The organism is Chryseobacterium sp. OSA05B (assembly GCF_019970065.1).
Lineage (GTDB): Bacteria > Bacteroidota > Bacteroidia > Flavobacteriales > Weeksellaceae > Chryseobacterium.
Genome location: NZ_JAHXYH010000003.1, coordinates 566083 through 587594, shown reverse-complemented (window position 1 = coordinate 587594; position 21512 = coordinate 566083). Strand labels below are relative to the sequence as shown.

Genomic DNA, 21512 nt, shown 5'->3' with positions numbered 1-21512 from the left:
TGACTAATCCTTTTTCTTTTTTTTCTTCTTGTCTTTATCCTTTTCCTTTTCCTTGTCTTTTGCTTTCACTTTTTTAACTTTCTTAGGATTTAAGATCTCTTCTGCGTACTCAAATTTAGGTTCTTCCGTTTTTGCGGGAACGATCTCTATTTTAAGATCAAAATAATTCTTCAGGTCGTCCTGGGATATTAATTTTTCGTTGAATAAAAAATCCAGAATTTCCTTTCCTGAGTCATTGAAAAAATTGTGGGAAAGCTCTTTTAACAGAAATTTCCGGTATTCCTCAGAGGGAACGACTACCGTATATTTAAAGATCCTTCCTTCTTTCTGAGTCGTGATATAGCCTTTTTCCACTAATATTTTCAGGTAGGTGGACACGGTGTTCTGATGCGGCTTCGGTTCAGGATGCTGCTCCATGATGTCTTTAAGATAAAAAGATTCAAGCTTCCAAAACAGCTTCATAAAATTCTCCTCAGCAGCGGTAAGATGATTTATTTTCATAGATTGTTCTTAATGTTGAAATTGTATATTGCAATAAAGGTAAATAAAAGATACCACAAATGCTATTCCGGCACCCATAAATACTTCCTTTACCGTATGTCTTTTTAAAATAATCCTTGTCAGTCCCACTAAAGCAGCGATGCCCAGCCATACCAATCCGGCTTTCCAGTTCAGGGTAAAAAATAAGGCTGCTACAAATACATTAAAAGCTGTATGCATTGAACTTTTAATGTAGAAATTACTGATCTGCATGGTGAAAATCAAGATCAGGATAAAGAGCATGACAAGATCTATATATCCGTTTCTGAAATAATTGAAAATCAGATAAGCAACAACGCATGCCGCGATGAAGATGTACAGCGTTTTCCTTTGTACACGGTCTGAAACATCCATATTGGTATATCTTCCGGTCTTTACATTCCATACCAGCCATATCACAACAGGAGCTATAATCATTAATAATATAGGTGCAAAGTAAAGAATAGAATCCTTGAAGGAGTATTCTCTTACACTCATATAGATAAAGAAAATAAATAAAGAAACAAGCGGATTGAAAAAATCTGAGATGACTTTTGAAATTTTATGTACCAGTGAAGGCTGTTTTTCGTCCATGTTCAAGTTTAAAATTCAAATATAACACTATAAGCAAAAAAACAATTAGTATGTATACGATAAAAACAAAGTTTTTTTTATAATTTTGCTCAAATATTCATCATAAAAAAGCAAGAGCTAGCACATGAAAGAATTTTCTAAAGAGGTATACCTGAAGTGGTATGAAGATATGACAATGTGGAGAAGGTTTGAAGACAAATGCCGTTCTCTTTATCTAAAACAAAAGATCAGAGGTTTTTTACATTTGTATAACGGTCAGGAGGCTATCCCTGCCGGCTTCACGCATGCAATGGATTTAACGAAGGACAGTATGATTACTGCGTACAGATGCCACATCCATCCAATGGCGATGGGAGTAGATCCTAAGAGAATCATGGCGGAACTTTGCGGTAAAGCTACCGGAACATCCGGAGGTATGGGTGGTTCTATGCACATTTTCAGCAAAGAGCACCGTTTCTATGGTGGACACGGTATTGTAGGCGGACAGATTCCTTTGGGAGCCGGAATTGCTTTTGCAGATAAGTATTATGACAGAAAAGCTGTAAACATCTGTTTCTTCGGAGACGGAGCTGCAAGACAGGGATCGCTTCATGAAACATTCAATATGGCGATGAACTGGAAACTTCCTGTAGTATTTGTGGTTGAAAACAACCAGTATGCCATGGGAACTTCTGTAAAAAGAACAGCCAACCACGAAGATATCTATAAATTAGGTTTAGGATACGAAATGCCTTGCCTTGCTGTAGATGCAATGGATCCTGAAAAAGTAGCTGAAGCAGCATACGAAGCAATTGAAAGAGCAAGAAGAGGAGACGGACCTACTTTTATTGAAGCAAGAACATACCGTTACAGAGGACACTCTATGTCTGATGCTGAACCTTACAGAAGCAAGGAAGAAGTAGCCATTCACAAGAATGATGACCCTATGGAATTGGTAAAACATAGAATTCTGGAAAACGGATGGGCTACAGAAGCTGAATTGGAAGCTGTAGACAACAAATCAAGAGATTTTGTGGACGAGTGTATCGAGTTCATGGAAAACTCTCCTTATCCTGATGCAGACAAGGTTTATGAATATGTTTATGCTCAGGAAAATTACCCATTCTTAGATAAATTAGAAAACTAAAATAATTTGCTGATTCGATGATAGATGATGTGTACATACCATGTTCACTGTTCTTATCATCACATCATCACATTAACAAATTAACACAATAAATTATGGCAGAAGTAATTACGATGCCCCGACTTTCCGACACTATGACGGAAGGGAAAGTGGCGAAATGGCATAAAAAAGTAGGAGATACAGTAAAAGAAGGAGATATTTTAGCCGAAATTGAAACAGATAAAGCTGTTCAGGATTTCGAATCTGAGATAAACGGAACTCTTTTATACGTAGGTGTAGAAGAAGGCGCTGCTGCTGCTGTAGATTCTGTTTTAGCGATTATAGGAAATGAAGGGGAAGATATTTCAGGACTAACCGGTGGAGCTGCTGCTCCTGCTGCAGGTGGTTCTGAAGAAAAAAAATCTGAAGAAGAATCAAAAACAGAAAATAACGCTACAAGCATTGAGCAGACTACAGCGGAAGTTCCTGCCGGCGTAGAAATTATTACCATGCCAAGACTTTCTGATACGATGACAGAGGGTAAAGTAGCAAAATGGCACAAAAACGTAGGCGATACAGTAAAAGAAGGAGATCTTCTTGCTGAGATCGAAACAGATAAAGCCGTTCAGGATTTTGAATCTGAATTCAACGGAGTATTACTGAAGCAGGGTGTAGAAGAAGGTGGTGCGGCTCCTGTAGATTCAGTTTTAGCGATTATCGGTCCTGAAGGAACAGATATTTCTGCAGTAGGTGCTCCAAAAGCAGCGTCTCAGACTTCTGAAAAACCTGCCGAACAGAAAACTGAAGCTAAAGCAGAAGAAAAGACTGCGTCTGTTGCAAGTGTTTCATCTTCTGACAGAGTAGCGATTTCTCCATTGGCTAAGAAAATGGCTCAGGACAAAGGTGTTGATATCAACAGCGTGAATGGTTCAGGAGAAAACGGAAGAATCGTTAAAAAAGATATCGAAAACTATCAGCCTTCTCAGGCACAGGCTCAACCTTCTGTTTCTGCTCCGGCAGCAGCTCAGGTTGCATTGAGCTTTGTTCAGGGTGAAGATACAGAAACTCCAAACTCTCAGGTAAGAAATATTATTGCAAAACGTCTTGCTGAAAGTAAATTCTCTGCTCCTCACTATTATCTGATGGTAGAGATCAACATGGATAAAGCGATTGAGGCCAGAAAAGAAATCAATTCTTTACCAGATACTAAAATCTCTTTCAATGATATGATCATTAAAGCGACGGCTGTTGCTTTAAGAAAACATCCACAGGTGAATTCGAGCTGGGCAGGAGACAAGATCATCCACAGAGGAAATATCAATGTGGGTGTAGCAGTGGCTATTCCTGATGGATTAGTGGTTCCTGTACTTAAAAATACAGATCAGATGAACTACACCCAGATTTCTGCAGCGGTAAAAGATATGGCTTCAAGAGCGAAAAGCAAAGGTCTTAAAGCGAATGAAATGGAAGGTTCTACATTCTCAATATCAAACCTGGGGATGTTCGGAATTGAAACATTTACAAGTATCATCAACCAGCCGAACTCTGCGATCCTTTCAGTAGGAGCGATCATTGAAAAACCGATCGTTAAAGACGGTCAGATCGTAGTAGGAAATATCATGAAGCTTTCATTAGCTTGTGACCACAGAGTGGTAGACGGTGCTACCGGAGCTCAGTTCTTACAGACTTTAAAAACATATCTGGAAAGTCCTTTAACACTTTTACTGTAACAGGCCCGGATTGTAAAATATTAAAACCTCTCATTTCGAGAGGTTTTTTGTTTTTATTATGAGCCTTATTTAAGTGGTTTTTTTAGTGAAAATTAATTTTATTTCAACATTTGATTTTACTGTTTGATTTTTTGTTATTCAATTAATGATAGGTTTTTTATTTCTTAGTTATGATAATATGCAAAATCATATCAATATTCTGTTGATCTAAATATTGCTTTTATGTCATTTTTTCGTTAAAAAAAGTTGTTGAGATTTGAGTTTTATGGCTGAACTTTAAAATCAAATTAGTACTTTTGAATTATGATTAGAGCGAGTAATATCCATAAGTCTTATGGGAATTTAGAAGTACTGAAAGGAGTTGATATCCATATCAAAATGGGTGAAGTTGTTTCTATTGTAGGCGAATCCGGAGCAGGAAAATCTACATTGCTTCAGATCTTAGGAACTTTAGATCTTCCGAGCAATTCCAATAAGTATAATACGGAAATAAGTATTGCGGGGGAGTCTTTTATCAATATGAATGATAAGCAGCTTTCGAAATTCAGAAATCAGAATATTGGTTTTGTATTTCAGTTTCACCAGTTGCTTCCCGAATTTACAGCTTTAGAAAATGTTTTGCTTCCAACAAAAATAGGAGGTGCCAATGAAAAAGAAGCTTTAGATAAGGCATATGCATTATTTGAGGATCTTAGAATAGAGCAGAGGCTGAATCATAAACCTAATCAGCTGTCAGGAGGAGAAGCACAAAGGGTTGCTGTAGCAAGAGCTTTGATCAATTCACCAAAAATTATTTTTGCGGATGAGCCTACAGGAAACCTAGATTCAAAGAATGCTGATGATCTTCACAGGCTATTTTTTGATCTGAGAGATAAGTATAATCAGACGTTTGTGATAGTAACCCACAATCCTAATCTTGCTGAAATCACAGACCGAAAACTGATTATGAAAGACGGAATGATCGTAGAATAAAAACCCTTATCCAATGAAAAAGTTTATTTTCCTGTTCCTTTTTATTGTTTCCTGCTTCAAAGCGGAATCTCAGGAGAATAATATATCTTCGGTTCTTCCTACAGCAAAAGTTATGGAAATTAAGAATTTTGTAAAAGGAAAAAATTATAATCAGGATCTGGCCATTTTTATTAACTTTAAAACGTATTCAGGGAAATATAGATACTTTGTCTACGATCTTAAAAACGATAAAGTATTACAGAAAGCAGTTGTTTCTCACGGTTCAGGATCTGTGATTCAGAATTCAGAAATGCTCAAATTCAGTAATACTGAAGGCTCATACCAGTCTTCAATTGGAAAATATGAAATTTTAGGCAGCTATAACGGTAAATTTGGAAAAGCTTATCGGTTAAATGGTTTAGATACTACCAATAGCAATGCGATGCTGCGGGCAATAGTATTGCATTCTTTAGGGTGTGTTCCGGATCAGGAAGCTCAAAGTCCTGCCTGCTTAAGTTTAGGATGTCCGATGCTTTCTACTAAAGCATTAACCGAGACTGCAAAATATCTTGACGAATCTAAAAAGCCGGTCATACTGTATGCATTTTATTAAATTTATTCAGGTTATTTAAAGTCTATAATTTGTAACTTAATCTCTAATCTCTAATCTCTAATCTCTAATCTCTAATCTCTAAAATATGACTATAAAGTTTCTTGCCGAAGATGACAGACCCAGAGAGAAGTTTTTGCTAAAAGGCAAGAATTCACTTTCTGATTCTGAACTTCTGGCCATTATCATGGGAAGTGGAAGCAGAGACGAGAGTGCACTGGAACTGGCAAGAAAGATTCTGGCATCTGTGAATAACAACTGGCACCAATTAAGCCTTCTTTCCAGTAAAGATTTGATGAAATTCAAAGGAGTGGGTGAGGTGAAGGCAGTTTCTATTATTGCAGCATTAGAGATCGGAAGAAGAAGATCCGTTCAGGAAATTCCATACAGACCGATCATTTCAAACAGCAGTGATGCTTATCTTATTCTTAAAAATCATCTGTCAGATTTAAGAACTGAGGAATTTTGGGCTGTATTTCTGAATCAAGGCAATAAAGTGATTCATATTTCAAAGCTTACACAAGGAGGAATAAGTCAGTCTATTGTGGATGTAAGAATTTTATTTAAAACAGCGCTGGATCATTTTTCAACAGGCATTATTATAGCCCACAATCATCCATCAGGAAGCCTGAAACCGAGCAAAGAAGACATCAATATCACCCACAAAATAAGAGAAGCCGGAAACACATTAAGCATCCAGCTTTTAGACCATATCATTATTACACAGGATACCTATTGCAGTTTCTCAGATGAAGGATTATTATGATTAGAAGAGTTAAATACGATCAGATCGATTTCGAAAAATATACGAAATGCCTGGAAAATTCAGTACAGAGAAATTGGTATTCGCAAAAAGAAATTTTAGATCAGCTTTCCGGAAACTGGCATATTTTAATGTATAAAGATTATGAGGCTGTAATGCCTATTCATATTTATAAAAAATTGGGGATCAATTTTGTTCATATGCCTCTTTTCTGCCAACAGTTAGGAATTTTTTCAAAATTTGATGATCCGAAAATCAATGATCTGTTTTTACGTTTTCTAAAAAAAAAGTATGCAGTATTTTTGTATTTGTTTAATCAGGGCAATACTTTTTCAACTAAATTAGAAAAAAAGAAAAATTATATTATTCCTATTTCTGATTATGCTATATTAAAGAGGATAAAATACTTTAAAGGTAGAAAATCCACTATTAAAGTGTCTCAGCATCTTACTTATAGAGAAATTGAGTTTGACGAAGACACAATGTTGTTTCTCAAGAATAATTTTAAAGGACTTGCAAAAGAAACGGACTGGATAAAACTTAAAATATATATTGCATTTCTTTCAGAAAATAAATTACTTAAACTTTGCGGGGCTTTTTTTAATGACTCATTAGTTAATTTAGCTGTTTTAGTCAAGGATAAAGATCAGTTTTCATCATTATGTTTGATCAATGATGAAGATTACAAATCGGAGAATGGAGCCTCTTTTATAATTGACAAGATCTTAAATATATATATCCACGAAAAATCCCTTAATTTTATGGGAAGTAACATCCGTGGAATTGAAGTTTTTTTCAAAAGTTTTGGTGCAGAGCTTCATGAATATGGTTTTATTGAGAATAAATTTTTAAAGAGATTTTCTTAACAAGCCTGTTGTTTAGACTTGTTCTAAATATTATTTGTAACTTTATGACATTATTATTTTAATATTTCAGTTATGCTAAAGCAAATCCGTCAGTATAAACTTCCCTATGTTATTTACAATTTTTTTAATAAGAAAAAATTACAACACAATATTCCTTTATATAAAAAATACGGTATTAGTAAAAACTACTTTTCAAGCATTTCCAGTGCTGATTTTGCTCATCTCCCGACTTCAGAAAGAACTATTGGTCAGGATAAACTTACCCATACAGATTTTTTCAAAGAATTATCAGATGAAAATAAACAAAGTGCGCTGCAGTACGACGATAACGGGTATATGATCCTAAGGAATTTTATTAGTGAAGATGATGCCGAAAGGATCAACCTTGAAATTGAGACACTAATGGATAATGGCACCCTGAAATTCATTTATGGAGGAAAGCTAATGTTTGCTATTCATCATTCCGAGATTATTAAAAATATTGGGAGTAATAAAAATCTTCTGGATTTCTTATCCGTACTTTTAGATGGTAAGGCCAAACTTTTTCAGAGTATCAATTTCATTAATGGCAGCCAGCAGAAAACACATTCCGACAGTATTCACATGACGACTTATCCTCTGGGCGGACTTCTTGGAGTATGGATTGCCTTGGAAGACGTAGATGAGACGAATGGTGCTCTTCATTATATCCCCGGAAGCCACAAACTTCCTTATTTCCTTAACTCTGATTATGAAAATGAAGGAGATTCTATACGAATCGGCAAAAAAAGTTACAGAGCTTACGAAGAATTTTTAGAGGAAAAAGTTAAGGAACTAGGTCTGAAGAAAGAAATCTTTAAAGCTAAAAAGGGTGATATGCTGATATGGCATGCCAATATTCTCCACGGCGGTGAGCCTCATACAGATAAGAACAGAACGAGAAAAAGCCTAGTATATCACTTCTTTGATGAAAATAGTGTGTGCTATCACGAAGTTACCCAGAGACCTGCGCTTTTTGAGCTGTAATTTATTGATTTTTCAAGTATGATCGGTTTTTTCTCATCATTTTCCTGTCTTTGATTTATATTCAAAATTCTAAGACCAATATATTCAAAAACTCTTTAGAAGCCGGAAAATAATTAGTAATTTTGCGGTCTAAAATTATGGGTAGTTTTTCAGGATATTTACCGTATGCATTTGCATTGATTATCGCAATTCCTTTTCTGGTTTTGCTGAGACAATTTGTACACTCGTACATCACCCTTAAAAATCAGGAGATCAAACTTCTTTCTGTAAAATCGAATGCTGAAAACAAGGCTCATTCTTACGAAAGAATGACTTTGTTTCTGGAAAGGATGAAACCTTCAAACCTGATTCAGAAGTTTGATAAAGGGTTGGCTCCGAATGAATTCATCTTTCTTACGGAAAAAACTATTAATGATGAGTTTGAATACAATACTTCACAGCAACTATATGTTACGAAAAATTCATGGAAGAATATCGTAGATTCCAAAAATGCTTTGATAGATTTACTTCACAAAACCTATGACGGGCTGAATGCCAACGCAGATCTTGAAGAGTTTAAAACCATTTTCATCATGAACTATATGGAGGGTGATGACTATATCGTGGCCACTATAGAAGACCTTAGAAGAGAAATTTTAATTATAACTTAAAAAATAACAGATAAATAATGATTCCAAATTTTAAAGCACATCCATGGCACGGAGTTTCTGCAGGAGAAGATGCGCCAAATGTTGTCAATGTATTCGTGGAAATCGTTCCTTCAGATACAATTAAATATGAAGTAGACAAAGAAACAGGATTTTTAAAGGTAGACAGACCTCAGAAATTTTCTAATATCATTCCCGCTTTATATGGGTTTGTTCCAAGAACATACTGCCACAATGAAGTCATGAAACTGGCTGTAGAAGCTGGAGCTGATGATGTAACGGAAGGTGATCATGACCCGCTTGATATCTGTGTATTAAGCTCTCATAATATTCACTCAGGAGGATTATTAATGGAAGCTATTCCAATCGGTGGATTCAAAATGATAGATGGAGGTGAAGCAGATGATAAAATCGTTGCCGTGATGATCGGTGACCATGCTTTCGGACATTTCAGAGATATTGCTGAACTTCCTGAAGCTGAAGTAAAGAGATTAATGCACTACTTCTTAACGTATAAAAATCTACCGGATGAGCCTGCAAAATGTAGAATTCATGAGGTATACGGAGCTGAGCACGCTAAAAAAGTGATCAAAGCTTCTCAAAAAGATTACGCAGAAAAATTCGGAGGCTAAGAAACAGCATTCCAAAATGATAATAAAGGCAGGTGAATTTTCATCTGCCTTTTTAATTGTGTAAATACATAGTTTCTCAATACGTCAGGTTTTTCTTTAGATCATTAGGTTGATATCCCTCCAAACTTATTTTCATTTTTTGCAGATGATATTCATAAGAAACATTGGGATGGTTAAATAAATTAATGCTTTCACACGATATCCTTTTTGAGATGTTTTAAATTTCCGGAAAAATATATTATAGAACAAGACTTAATAAAACAATGGATTTTTTGTTATATTTATAAAACTAATTACTATTTATTAATATTAAAATAATAAACTATGGATTTGTTCTATTTAATTCCGGTTTTCGGCGTTGTCGCCTTGTTGTATACTTTCCTGCAGAGTAACTGGGTAAGTAAGCAGAATGCCGGAAACGAGAAAATGAAAATAATCAGCGGACATATCGCTGACGGTGCCATGGCCTTTCTGAAGGCCGAGTACAAGATTTTAACCTATTTCGTAGTTGTAGTCGCCATATTGCTGGCTGTGATGGGATCCACCAATTCCAATTCTCACTGGAGTATAGGACTGGCCTTTGCCGTTGGAGCTGTTTTTTCTGCTCTGGCTGGATTTATCGGAATGAAGATCGCGACCAAAGCGAATGTAAGAACGGCAGAAGCGGCAAGAACTTCACTTTCGAAAGCATTAAAAGTTTCTTTTACAGGCGGTTCCGTAATGGGAATGGGTGTTGCCGGACTGGCCGTGCTTGGTTTGGGAGCTCTTTTTCTGATCATCAAACAGATCTTTGCTCCGGATTCAACGGTAGATTCCCATGAAATGGAAAAAACGATTGAAATTCTCACCGGATTTTCTCTGGGAGCGGAATCGATCGCCCTTTTTGCCAGAGTAGGTGGCGGTATTTACACAAAAGCTGCCGATGTAGGAGCTGACCTGGTAGGAAAAGTAGAAGCGGGAATTCCTGAAGATGATCCAAGAAACCCAGCGACGATTGCCGATAATGTGGGAGATAATGTTGGAGATGTGGCAGGAATGGGAGCAGATTTATTCGGATCTTATGTGGCTACGGTATTAGCAACAATGGTTTTGGGAAGAGAAACCATGTCCGATGATTCATTCGGTGGTTTTGCACCGATTCTCCTGCCGATGCTTATTGCAGGAACAGGAATTATTTTCTCGATGATCGGAACTTTATTTGTAAGAATCAATGAAAATGACGGTTTATCTACTTCAAGTGTACAAAATGCCCTGAATCTTGGAAACTGGGGAAGTATCGTAATCACGGCTATTTCTTCTTATTTCCTGGTGAACTATCTTCTTCCTGAAAAAATGACCCTCAGAGAACATGAATTTACAAAGATGGGCGTTTTTGGAGCTATTATGGTCGGGCTTGTTGTAGGGACTTTAATGAGTATCATCACAGAATATTATACAGCCATGGGTAAAAGACCGGTTTCCAGTATTGTGAGACAGTCTTCTACTGGTCACGCAACCAATATAATCGGAGGACTTGCCGTTGGAATGGAATCTACCTTACTTCCAATCCTTGTACTGGCAGGTGGTATTTACGGATCCTATTTATGTGCCGGACTTTATGGAGTCGCCATTGCAGCAGCCGGAATGATGGCCACCACTGCGATGCAGCTTGCTATTGATGCTTTCGGGCCTATAGCAGATAACGCAGGAGGAATTGCTGAAATGAGTGAGCTTCCGAAAGAAGTTCGTGAAAAAACAGATATTCTTGATGCTGTTGGAAACACTACAGCAGCCAGCGGGAAAGGATTTGCCATTGCTTCTGCAGCATTGACGGCATTGGCTTTATTTGCAGCCTTTGTAGGAATTGCCGGTATTGATGGCATTGATATTTATAGAGCCGATGTTCTGGCAGGATTATTTGTTGGGGGAATGATCCCATTCATATTCTCTTCACTTGCGATTACGGCAGTAGGACAGGCCGCGATGGCCATGGTGGAAGAAGTAAGAAGACAGTTCCGCGAAATTCCTGGAATTCTGGAAGGAAAAGCACAGCCTGAATATGAAAAGTGCGTGGCGATTTCCACAGATGCATCTATTAGAAAAATGATGCTTCCGGGGGCGATTACCATTATTTCACCTCTTTTGGTTGGCTTTATCTTCGGACCTGAAGTTTTGGGAGGATTCTTAGCCGGAGCTACCGTATGTGGTGTTCTGATGGGAATGTTCCAGAATAATGCAGGTGGTGCCTGGGATAATGCTAAAAAGTCATTTGAAAAAGGAGTGGATATCAATGGTCAGACTTATTATAAAGGTTCAGAACCGCATAAAGCTTCTGTAACGGGAGATACGGTGGGAGATCCGTTTAAAGATACTTCAGGACCATCCATGAACATTCTGATCAAACTGATGTCCATTGTTTCATTGGTTATAGCACCGACGCTGGCGGTAATTCATAAAGATAAAATTGAAGCTAACAGAAAAGCTAAGCTTGAGAGCCTGACAAGAGCTTCCAATGCTACTTCAACAACAGCCCATGCACAGCTTCAAACAGTTCCTTCATCTCCACAAGACATCAAGGGACATCTGAACGAAAACGGGGATTTTGTCTATGAAACCGGGAATATTCAGGAAATTAAACTGAAAGGTGGAAAAACAATTACATTGGGAGAAGGAAGCAGGCTGTTTCAATTGTATAATGCTGTACAACAAAAGGATCAGAAGATCATTGATCCTAATAATTGGTATACGGTGGAAAATCTTTATTTCCAGACCGGATCCAGTGATCTGAAGGCTGGTTCAGAATTACAGTTGAATAATCTTGCCGAAATTCTAAATGCCTATCCTAATCTAAAAATAAAATTAGGAGGCTATACGGATAATACAGGAAATGAAGAAAGCAATCAGAAACTATCCAATCTAAGGGCTCAAACGGCTAAACTGAAGTTACTTGAACTAGGTATCCCTTCAGACAGGGTAGAGGCAGAAGGCTACGGCTCTCAGCATCCTGTTTGTGAGGCGAATGATACCGACGAATGTAAAGCAAAAAACAGAAGAATTGATGTAAGAGTTCTTGCTCTTTAAAATCAATTATTAATTAAATATACAAAGCACCGTCTAGAATAAGACGGTGCTTTTTTATTGATAACAATATTAAGTGTTAGATTAAAATTAACCACAATCATCCATGTTAATCCGTGAAATCAGTGGTTAAAAAAATGTAATTTATTAAAGATGCTTTTGCAAATACTCCAATGCCTGAATAATGACGTCATCTTTTTTCGCGAAACTGAACCGGATGTAATCCGAGTTCTGTCGTGAATGATAGAAAGCAGAAAGCGGCAGACACGCCGTTTTTTTCTCTACGGTCAGCCATTTCGAAAATTCTACATCCGTCATTGTTTGGGAGACATTCCTGAAATTAACCACCTGAAAAACACTTCCTTCAGCTTTTTTTGTGGCTTCCAAGGGCGTAAGGGCAATCATCTCATTAAAAATATCCCTTTTTCCCTGCATAATCCTGCGGTTTTCCGAAGAATCAAATACTTCAAGATATTTCGCAAGAGCATACTGAGCAGGTGCATTGGCACTGTATGAAATATACTGTTGATGACATCTGAATTTTGCTGTCAGATCTTCGGAAGCAAGCAGGTAGCTGACTTTCCAGCCGGAAGTATGAAACATTTTCCCAAAAGAAAAAATACAGAAAGTCCTGTTTTTCAATCCCGGATGAAGAAAAGAACTGTAATGTTCAACTCCGTCGTAGCAATAGGTGTCATAGATTTCTTCCGAAATGAGATAGATTTCCTGATGTCTGATCAATTCATACAGTTGGTTCCAGTCGCTTTGTTTCCAGATTGTGCCTGTTGGATTTTGAGGCGAATTAACGATAACCGCCTTTGTTTTTTCGGAAATGCATTGTTGAAACTTTTCCCAGTTAATGGTGAAATCTTGATCAAGATCATAATAGACAGGAACACCATCGTTTAAGACCACAGAAGGGCCATAGGTGTAATAGGAAGGCTGAATAATAATTACTTCATCTCCCCGATTTAAAATAGATTTAAGTGCCGTATGTAAAGCAAAAGTGGCACAGGGAATGATGGTGACCTCATTTTCCTTAAGGTAAATACTGTTCACTCTGGCAGTATTGAATGCAATAATATTGTTGATAAGCAAAGGACTTCCTGAAAGCGGCTCATATTGATGGCATTGATGATCTGCTGCTTCTTTCAGGAACGATTTCAGTCGGCTATCGATATCAAAATCGGGAAGCCCTAAAGAAAGGTCGAAGCTGTTGTTTCTGGATGCGAGCTCAGACATTTCCGTAAAAAACGAATAATGTGTGAATCCGTAAATTCTTTCCATCTATTTTGCATTTATGTCAAATATAAGAAAAATAGACATTCGTTAAATTAAATCATAAAAATATATTGTTTTCTTTATTGAATCTTTATTTCTGCTATGTTTTTGCTTTAGGAAATCTTGATTTTTCTATCTTTACCGCCATTAGATTTTAAACGAGCGATATTGCAAATGAAAAAGAGTATTCTTTTATTTTCTTTTGGTTTCTGCCTTCTGGTAAGTGCACAAACTTCTCCTCCGGTTATTAAAAATCCATTAACGACATTTTGAGGAATTTACAATGAGAAGCTGAAAGCTGGATCAACTACATAAAAATACCTTTCACACTGTATAACCAGAGTTTAAATGAATTCAGCAGAGATGAACTAAAAGTACTGATTAAAATTTTGAAAACCGCAGAACAGAATTGTGAAAAAATGAAGACCTAGACAATCAATAGATATGAACCGTCGTTATATAGCGCTTGGGGTTCAATAAAAATTTGTTATTTTTAAGAAAATTATTATCATATGAAAAAAATACTTATCCCGTTGTTGGGTCTGGCTGTTGTAGTCAGTTGCGGAACAGCGAAAATTTCTGAAGGAGCCTCGGCACAGTCTACTTCTGTAGCTAAAGAAGATAAAGCCTTTCAGTCTGCTTATAAGACCATTAAAGCTGATGAATTAAAGAAAAACTTATATGTAATCTCTTCTGATGAAATGGAAGGCAGAGATACAGGAAGTCCCGGGCAAAAGAAGGCGGGTGAGTATATGATTAATTATTATAAAAGCTTGGGAATTAATCCTCCAAAGGCATTGGGCTCCTATTATCAGAAGGTTCCTGCTGAATTTATGAAAAAAAGAGGTGGTGGAAATCTCCCTGATTCTGAAAACATTCTGGCCTTTATAGAAGGAAGCGAAAAACCTGAGGAAATAGTAGTGATTTCAGCGCATTATGACCATGTAGGAACCAAAAATGGAGTAGTATACAACGGAGCGGATGATGATGGCAGCGGTACGGTTGCTGTGATGCAGATTGCAAAAGCTTTCCAGGAAGCTAAAAAGGCCGGAAAAGGACCAAAAAGATCAATTCTGTTCCTTCATGTAACAGGAGAGGAACATGGTCTGTTCGGGTCGGAATTCTACACCAGCAATCCTGTATTCCCACTTGCCAATACAGTCGTTGATTTGAATATTGACATGATAGGCCGTGACGATGCTGAAAACAGAGGAAAGCAGTATGTTTATGTGATTGGTTCGGAAATGTTGAGTTCTCAGCTTAAAGTGATTAATGAGGCTGCGAACAAGAAAACGAATAATTTAGAACTCAACTACAAATACGATGATCCGGCAGATCCTGAACAACTTTACTACCGTTCAGACCACTATAATTTTGCTAAAAACAATGTCCCGGTAGCCTTTTTCTTCGATGGCATCCATGAAGACTACCACAAGCCAACAGATGATCCTGAGAAAATTGATTATCCTTTGCTTGAGAAAAGAGCACAGCTCGTTTTTGCTACAGCCTGGGAAATTGCCAACAGGGCAGAAAGAATTGTAGTAGATAAGAAATAAAATATTGTGTTGGATCAGCGCAAAGATGCAGGAGGAAATTGCTTTAAGTAACAAGTTCTAAAATATATTAAATCAGATGATTTATGGATTTTAGTATATGCTTTTTAGAAATCCAATTTTATCGGAGATAAATCATTACGGCTTATAAACGGTAATATATATTAAACAATTGCGCCTTTGCGTTGACCAACAAATATCTCCAAATATACATTCAATAGGAACGGACTTTAGCCCGTTTTATAAAAAGAACCACAACCATTGGGATTTAACCCAAATTGTAATAAACTCATCATGCGTTTTAATTCAAATTCAAATGAAAACAGCAATCCGTGAAGCCAGACCGGAAGACATCCCACAAATCCAGATCGTAAGAAACTCCGTCAAAGAGAATATGCTCTCTGATCCCGCACTGGTTACAGATGCACATTGTAAAGAATTTCTATTCGAAAGAGGAAAAGGTTGGGTATGTGAAATCGAATCCAAAATTGTCGGTTTCTCCATTGTAGACCTGAAAGAATATAATATCTGGGCACTTTTTCTGGATCCTGATTTTGAAAATCTGGGCATTGGAAGACAACTTCATGATATCATGCTCGACTGGTACTTTGAACAGACTCAGAAGAGTGTCTGGCTTGGCACTGCACCGGGAACAAGAGCTGAAACATTCTACAGAAAGTCCGGATGGAAGGAAGCAGGAGCTCATGGAAAAGAAATCAAGTTTGAGATGACTTTTAATAACTGGAAAAACAAAAGATCATGACACAGGGCGTAAAATCTATAAGACCCTTTATCGGGGCTGAAAATTTTGAAATTAGCAGAAGTTTTTACAGGGATTTAGGATTTGAAGAAGTAATTCTTGAGCCTAAATTATCCTTATTTAAAAGACAGGAAACAGGTTTCTACCTTCAGGATTATTATGCTAAAGACTGGATAGACAATATGATGATCTTTATGGAAGTGGAGAATACAGACGAGTTTTGGAAAGAGATTCTGACTTTGAATCTTACCGAAAAATATGAGGGTGTGAAACTTGCCCCTGTACGAACAATGGAGTGGGGAAAGGAATGCTTTGTACATGATCCGTCCGGGATTTTGTGGCATTTTGGTGAATTTTTTTAATGACGAAAAGGAAATATGATTTACGCTTTTGATACTTATTATTATGAGGATTATGCGAATACGGTGTGTATCGCATTTGAAGACTGGACTTCCGAAAATGAATCCGAAATTTTTATTGAAAAAACAGACATCGGTTCTGCGTATGAGAGCGGTGCATTTTATAAAAGAGAATTGCCCTGTATTCTGAGTTTACTGAAAAAAATCGAATTAAAAGAAGACGATCTTATTATTGTAGACGGCTATGTTACCCTTGATAATGATGGTAAAATAGGATTGGGAGGCTATCTGTATGAAGCTTTGGATCGGAAATACCCGATCATTGGGATTGCAAAGAATGAATTTGCAGCTCTCGATTCCCAAAGAAGAAATGTCTTAAGAGGAGAAAGCAAAACTCCATTGTTTCTTACCGCAATGGGAGCAAATGTAGATGAAATAATACCTAAAGTGGAGCAGATGCACGGCGCTTACAGAATACCAACACTGCTTAAAAAGCTGGATCAGCTGTCCAGAACGTAATCATTTTCACAAATCGACTATCAATTTCAATTATAAAAGCAATTTCATTTCTTTGCTGATTGCTATAATTATTAGATTTTCAACGGATTAATCTATTTTATCTTCCTTATTTTTGAATTATTCCGGAAAAGGTGACAAATGTCATTCGTTTCTTATTTTTATTGATTCTAAATAAATATAAATTTGTCTCAACAAAATAAAGGAATAAATGAAGAAATTATCTACTCTTTCTGCCGCAGTATTCTGTATGATGATGAATGCGCAGTATTGTACTCCGGCATTTCAGTATGGATCAGACAGCAATATGATCACCAACGTTAGTTTTGGAAATATCAATAATACGTCACCTTCTCAAACCGGCACTACACAGGTTTATGAAGATTTTACTTCGGTGTCTACGGATATTCAGGCTGGGAACAGTTACCAGATCTCTGTAAAAGGCCCTTCCAGTACTTTCCCGAGTGATGTTGTGGTTTATATTGATTTCAACAGGAACGGTAATTTCGATGATGCGGGAGAAAGCTTTACTATCGGAAGACTTGGTGCAGCCAATCCTTTTAATGCCATGACAATTACTGGTACGATTGCCATTCCTGCCAATATAACATCAGGAACTACAAGAATGAGAGTACTTAAAAACACGAATACAGCAGCTTATTCGAATCCCAATGCAGCGAATTCAATCAATACGGCGTGTGATACAGGTTTACGAGCGGGGCAGTTTGAAGATTATACATTAAATATACTGGCTTCCAATCTGGCAACCTCTGAAGTAACTAAAAAATCTTCCGTACGGGTATATCCTAATCCTACATCAGACTCAGTAACGGTGAAAACTGAAGAAGGGCTAGAAAAATACGAAGTGTATAACTTAGCAGGGCAGAAACTTACAGAAGGGACCTCCGGTGTTGTCAATATGAACGGCCTTGCTTCCGGAACTTATCTGATTAAGCTCTACACCAGAGATAAAAAAAGCATCACTGAAAAGATCATTAAACAATAGAAACACTTATCTAATCATATCCATATCAATTTTTGTTTTTTTAGACCGGCAGACCTATCTGCCGGTTTTCTTTTTTGTAAGAAATCATTAAAATGTATGAGAAGTTAATGTGAGAATGAAATTGATTAAGAATTTTAATACATAATTGAGGAGGGTTTCGGGCGGGCCATCCGGCCCGCCCGAAACCTCTATAACGGTCCCGAATCCAGTATTTCCAGTAAATCATGCTTTGAAAGCTTCTGGATACCCATTCCATCAGTCTGGAGCAGGTTTTGAGCCAGTTCATTCTTCTTTTTCTGAAGACTTAAGATTTTCTCTTCTACGGTATTCGAACAGATCAAACGGACAGCGATCACGTTTTTTGTCTGACCAATACGGTAACTTCGGTCAATCGCCTGGTTTTCCGCTGCTGGATTCCACCACGGATCCACCAGATAAATATAATCTGCCTGCGTAAGATTTAGGCCCACACCGCCGGCTTTTAAACTGATCAGAAATACGCGGATCTCTTCATTTTCCTGGAAATTATTAACGGCTTTGCCTCTGTTCTTGGTCTGTCCGGTAAGGTATTCAAACGGTATTTTTTTATGTTCAAGTTCTGCTTTAAGTAAATCCAGCATCTCTACAAATTGTGAGAAGACTAATATTTTATGATCCTTAGATTTACTTTGGATCTGTTCCATCAGTATTTCTATTTTCACGGCATGTTCACCGGAGTATCCTTCTTTTAAAAGTAAAGGAGAATTACAGATCTGTCTGAGCCTCGTTAATCCCGTCAGAACGTGCATGCTGTTTGTATTAAGATCGTCATCATCATTGGCGGCGATAAATTCGCGAAGTTCTTTTTCATAGGCATCATAAATCTTTCGCTGTTCAGCATCCATTTCGCAATAGATCATCATTTCGGTTTTTTCAGGAAGCTCTTTGGCCACCTGTTTCTTCGTTCTGCGGAGAATGAAAGGTCTTATTTTGTCCTGAAGTTCCTGAGCCCGTTTTCCGTATTCAAATTTATCGATAGGAATAGCGTAAATATCTTTGAAATACTGCTTGCTTCCCAAAAGCCCCGGACAGGCAAAAGAAAGTTGGCTGTAAAGATCAAACGTATTGTTTTCAATAGGTGTACCGGTAAGAACGATTCTGTTTCTCGACTGCAGGAGGCGTGCTGCTTTATATCGTTCCGAATTTGGGTTTTTAATCGTCTGTGATTCATCGAGGAAAACATAATTGAAGCGGAAATTTTTCAGGAAACGGATATCTGAAAGAAGCATTCCATAGCTGGTAAGCACTACTTCATACTCAGCCATATGTTCCGATGCTTTTAACCGGTCTGCTCCATAATGCGTCATCACTTTTACAGAGGGTGCAAACTTATTGATTTCTTCCTGCCAGTTGAAGAGCAGGGAAGTTGGTACGACCACAAGATTGGTCGTATGTCCGTGTTTTTCCCTTTGAGACAGGATAAATGCAATTACCTGAAGCGTTTTTCCTAATCCCATATCATCCGCCAGACAGCCTCCGAAATTGAAACCGTCCAGAAAGTCCAGCCAGTTTAATCCATCGTGCTGATAGTCTCTTAAAGTGGCATTTAATCCTTTGGGAACAATGACTTGTGGAATGTTCTTGACAGACGAGAACTGAAGCGAGTAAGATGTCAGTTCCTCCTGGATTTCCTTACTTAAAACCTCTTTCTCAAACAGAGAAGAGATCTCAGTAAAACTGATTTTCGGAATTTTAAGATCTTCACAATCAATTTCCCCAATTCTGAAAAACTCATTCATCTTGTCAATCCATTCTTCAGGAAGCAGGCCAAGTGTGCCATCATCAAGCTGTACAAATTTGCTTCTGTTCCGAATAGCGCGGTGAAGCTGTTTCAAAGCGGCATCTTTCTGTCCGAAACTTACTTTCAGTTTGGCATTGAACCAATCCAGGCCGCTGGTGATCTGAATATTGATTTTCGCTTTGTGCGAATTAAGCTTATTGTTTTTGAGTTCATTGAACCCCAGGATAATAACCCCTTCATTTCTCCAGGTTTCAAAGGCATGCAGAAACCAATCTTCATCCAAAAATTTATCCTTGTGCAGATAAAAATAATCATAGCCGTCCATTTGTCCCTCAAAGTCCGGATGCTGTTTCATGATGAGCGAAGTAAAGCGGGCTTCTTCGGCATCACTTCTGTTGATTTTAAATACATTCCCGTTCTGATCCGTCCCGAAAAGCTGCTTTCTGGAATACACAGGAACTTCGGCCTGACCATATTTCATGACCGGAGTGACGGCAATATAATTTCCCTGCTGACGAAGATAAATGATCCTCTCATTCCGGTGTGGTTTTTCTTCAAGCTGTACCGGAGTTGCAGGCTGTATGTAGCTATAATTAATATGAATACGCTTTTCAAGTGAACTAAGAATGTTCTGCATAAATGCTTCATATTTTGAAGCATGAACAAGCAGGATTTCGTTATTGGCTTTAAAAAACTTCAGGACCCTCAGCATATCAGGATCGTCTACAAAGCTAAAGGTATTCCTGCTGTACACAAAATATTCATTCCTGATCGTGACATTTTTGAAGGGAATAGAAATATCATTGAATTCAAGTTCCCCGGTCACTTCATAGAAAGGTTCTTTTTTGAACACACTAAGTTTTAATTCTGCCTTTAAAACTTCAAGATGTACAGGCACAAGAGATTTTGCCGAAACGGTTTCCGAAAGTTCACGGTCATGATAATACGTTTCCAGCCCAAGCGGATTCTGTACAATCAGTTTTAATGCTTCCAGTTCTGCAGCATTATATTCCTCATTGTAATTGTTCTGGAAGGCTGAAACAGCGGTGTAAAATTTAATCTGATGCGGTTCTTCTGCTTTCCATATGAGCTGCATGGCATCAACCGGATTGACTGGGTTTTTAATCTTTCCCATCTGTGTAGTCTCGGACTCCATCAGTGAAAAGTTCAGATGACTGTAATAACGGTGCCTGCCGATGACCAGTATTTTTCTTTTTCCATTTTCCTGCAAAGCAAGGTCCTCAATCACAGAAGAGCGCTGTGGAATAAGCTGTTGTTTAAAAACGTCTTCATCGATGGATAGCATTTCTTTGATCTTAGGCTGTACTTCAATTTTACCGTCGGCATAGTGCAGTTCGAAATAGATATCGAGATCAGGTTCATTTTCCAGGCCGTAACTTTTAGCTTTGGCAATGAACAGTTTTTTACGAAGGTACGGGTCAAAAAAAGTTCTGAAATTTTTTTCTTCTATAATACAGTGGATAATTTCTGTCTGATGTTCACAAAGTTTGTCTTTGGGATGACTGCAGGTGCAGGTACTTACGATGGAACTCCCGATCTGGCTTACGGAAACATCCGGAAAATCCTGTAGCGGAGCTCTTTTCGTGAAAATTCCATTGTTGTTTTCAATAGCAGTAGGATAGATTCCGTGGAAATCTCTGATCTCCAGAAATGCGCTGCCGGAGGTGTGCTTCAGAAGATCGTAAACAGAAAGGGTAGTGAAGCTTGTATTTTCAAGAATATATGCCGCCATAAGTATGCGAATTTACAAAAATTGA

Annotated in this window: 19 protein-coding genes; 15 read left to right on the top strand and 4 right to left on the bottom strand. The window is 37.6% G+C overall.

Features of this window, described 5'->3' with window-relative positions; translation table 11 throughout:
- Window positions 1-3: 3 nt before the first annotated feature.
- Both LC419_RS14870 and LC419_RS14865 read right to left on the bottom strand, forming a co-directional pair.
- Window positions 4-501 carry a BlaI/MecI/CopY family transcriptional regulator gene (locus LC419_RS14870; RefSeq protein ID WP_223608102.1) on the bottom strand — a complete coding sequence of 166 codons (498 nt, stop codon included), beginning with the start codon at window positions 499-501 and terminating at the stop codon, window positions 4-6.
- 9 nt (window positions 502-510) lie between these two features.
- Complete coding sequence (locus LC419_RS14865; RefSeq protein WP_223608101.1) at window positions 511-1113, bottom strand: phosphatase PAP2 family protein; 603 nt, start codon at window positions 1111-1113, stop codon at window positions 511-513.
- A 124-nt stretch (window positions 1114-1237) separates the two neighbouring features.
- Here LC419_RS14865 and pdhA point away from each other — a divergent pair, with 124 nt between their 5' ends.
- The 10 genes from pdhA to LC419_RS14815 all read left to right on the top strand — a co-directional run bounded on the left by pdhA (window position 1238) and on the right by LC419_RS14815 (window position 12482).
- Entirely contained in the window at window positions 1238-2239 is a 1002-nt protein-coding gene (pdhA, locus tag LC419_RS14860) for a pyruvate dehydrogenase (acetyl-transferring) E1 component subunit alpha (RefSeq protein ID WP_223608100.1), read from the top strand.
- A gap of 95 nt (window positions 2240-2334) precedes the next feature.
- Complete coding sequence (locus tag LC419_RS14855) at window positions 2335-3948, top strand: 2-oxo acid dehydrogenase subunit E2 (RefSeq protein ID WP_223608099.1); 1614 nt, start codon at window positions 2335-2337, stop codon at window positions 3946-3948.
- Window positions 3949-4251: 303 nt separating this feature from the next.
- Window positions 4252-4920 carry an ABC transporter ATP-binding protein gene (locus tag LC419_RS14850; RefSeq protein ID WP_223608098.1) on the top strand — a complete coding sequence of 223 codons (669 nt, stop codon included), beginning with the start codon at window positions 4252-4254 and terminating at the stop codon, window positions 4918-4920.
- Between the two features lie 13 nt (window positions 4921-4933).
- On the top strand, window positions 4934-5512 hold the full coding sequence (locus LC419_RS14845) for a murein L,D-transpeptidase catalytic domain-containing protein (RefSeq protein WP_223608097.1): 579 nt from the start codon (window positions 4934-4936) through the stop codon (window positions 5510-5512).
- Between the two features lie 85 nt (window positions 5513-5597).
- Window positions 5598-6275 (top strand): DNA repair protein RadC, encoded by a 678-nt coding sequence (gene radC, locus LC419_RS14840; RefSeq protein WP_223608096.1) that lies wholly within the window; start codon window positions 5598-5600, stop codon window positions 6273-6275.
- Window positions 6276-6403: 128 nt separating this feature from the next.
- Window positions 6404-7138 carry a hypothetical protein gene (locus LC419_RS14835; protein ID WP_223608095.1) on the top strand — a complete coding sequence of 245 codons (735 nt, stop codon included), beginning with the start codon at window positions 6404-6406 and terminating at the stop codon, window positions 7136-7138.
- 72 nt (window positions 7139-7210) lie between these two features.
- A complete protein-coding gene (locus tag LC419_RS14830) occupies window positions 7211-8143 on the top strand; it encodes a phytanoyl-CoA dioxygenase family protein (protein WP_223608094.1) in 933 nt (310 codons plus the stop codon).
- Between the two features lie 137 nt (window positions 8144-8280).
- The gene (locus tag LC419_RS14825) at window positions 8281-8793 is read left to right on the top strand and encodes a hypothetical protein (RefSeq protein ID WP_223608093.1); all 513 of its coding nucleotides are present in this window, start codon (window positions 8281-8283) and stop codon (window positions 8791-8793) included.
- A 17-nt stretch (window positions 8794-8810) separates the two neighbouring features.
- Window positions 8811-9422, top strand: a complete 612-nt coding sequence (locus LC419_RS14820; protein ID WP_034727727.1) for an inorganic pyrophosphatase — start codon at window positions 8811-8813, stop codon at window positions 9420-9422.
- Between the two features lie 324 nt (window positions 9423-9746).
- Window positions 9747-12482, top strand: coding sequence for a sodium-translocating pyrophosphatase (locus LC419_RS14815; RefSeq protein WP_223608092.1), 2736 nt, complete (start codon window positions 9747-9749; stop codon window positions 12480-12482).
- Window positions 12483-12626: 144 nt separating this feature from the next.
- Here LC419_RS14815 and LC419_RS14810 read toward each other — a convergent pair whose 3' ends face one another.
- The gene (locus LC419_RS14810) at window positions 12627-13766 is read right to left on the bottom strand and encodes an aminotransferase class I/II-fold pyridoxal phosphate-dependent enzyme (RefSeq protein WP_223608091.1); all 1140 of its coding nucleotides are present in this window, start codon (window positions 13764-13766) and stop codon (window positions 12627-12629) included.
- A gap of 506 nt (window positions 13767-14272) precedes the next feature.
- On the opposite strand from LC419_RS14810, the gene LC419_RS14805 reads away from it, so the two are divergent.
- The 5 genes from LC419_RS14805 (at window position 14273) to LC419_RS14785 (ending at window position 17954) form a co-directional block, all read left to right on the top strand.
- Window positions 14273-15316: a M28 family metallopeptidase gene (locus LC419_RS14805; RefSeq protein ID WP_223608090.1), complete on the top strand. Its 1044-nt coding sequence runs from the start codon at window positions 14273-14275 to the stop codon at window positions 15314-15316.
- 313 nt (window positions 15317-15629) lie between these two features.
- Window positions 15630-16076 (top strand): GNAT family N-acetyltransferase, encoded by a 447-nt coding sequence (locus tag LC419_RS14800; protein ID WP_223608089.1) that lies wholly within the window; start codon window positions 15630-15632, stop codon window positions 16074-16076.
- Window positions 16073-16435, top strand: a complete 363-nt coding sequence (locus LC419_RS14795) for a glyoxalase (protein ID WP_223608088.1) — start codon at window positions 16073-16075, stop codon at window positions 16433-16435. The genes LC419_RS14800 and LC419_RS14795 overlap by 4 nt, the downstream gene beginning before the upstream one ends.
- A 15-nt stretch (window positions 16436-16450) precedes the next feature.
- Window positions 16451-16951, top strand: a complete 501-nt coding sequence (locus tag LC419_RS14790) for an endonuclease V (RefSeq protein WP_223608087.1) — start codon at window positions 16451-16453, stop codon at window positions 16949-16951.
- A gap of 208 nt (window positions 16952-17159) precedes the next feature.
- Window positions 17160-17954: a T9SS type A sorting domain-containing protein gene (locus LC419_RS14785; protein WP_223608086.1), complete on the top strand. Its 795-nt coding sequence runs from the start codon at window positions 17160-17162 to the stop codon at window positions 17952-17954.
- A gap of 188 nt (window positions 17955-18142) precedes the next feature.
- On the opposite strand, the gene LC419_RS14780 is transcribed toward LC419_RS14785, so the two are convergent.
- Window positions 18143-21487 carry a DEAD/DEAH box helicase gene (locus LC419_RS14780; RefSeq protein ID WP_223608085.1) on the bottom strand — a complete coding sequence of 1115 codons (3345 nt, stop codon included), beginning with the start codon at window positions 21485-21487 and terminating at the stop codon, window positions 18143-18145.
- Between the last annotated feature and the right edge of the window lie 25 nt (window positions 21488-21512).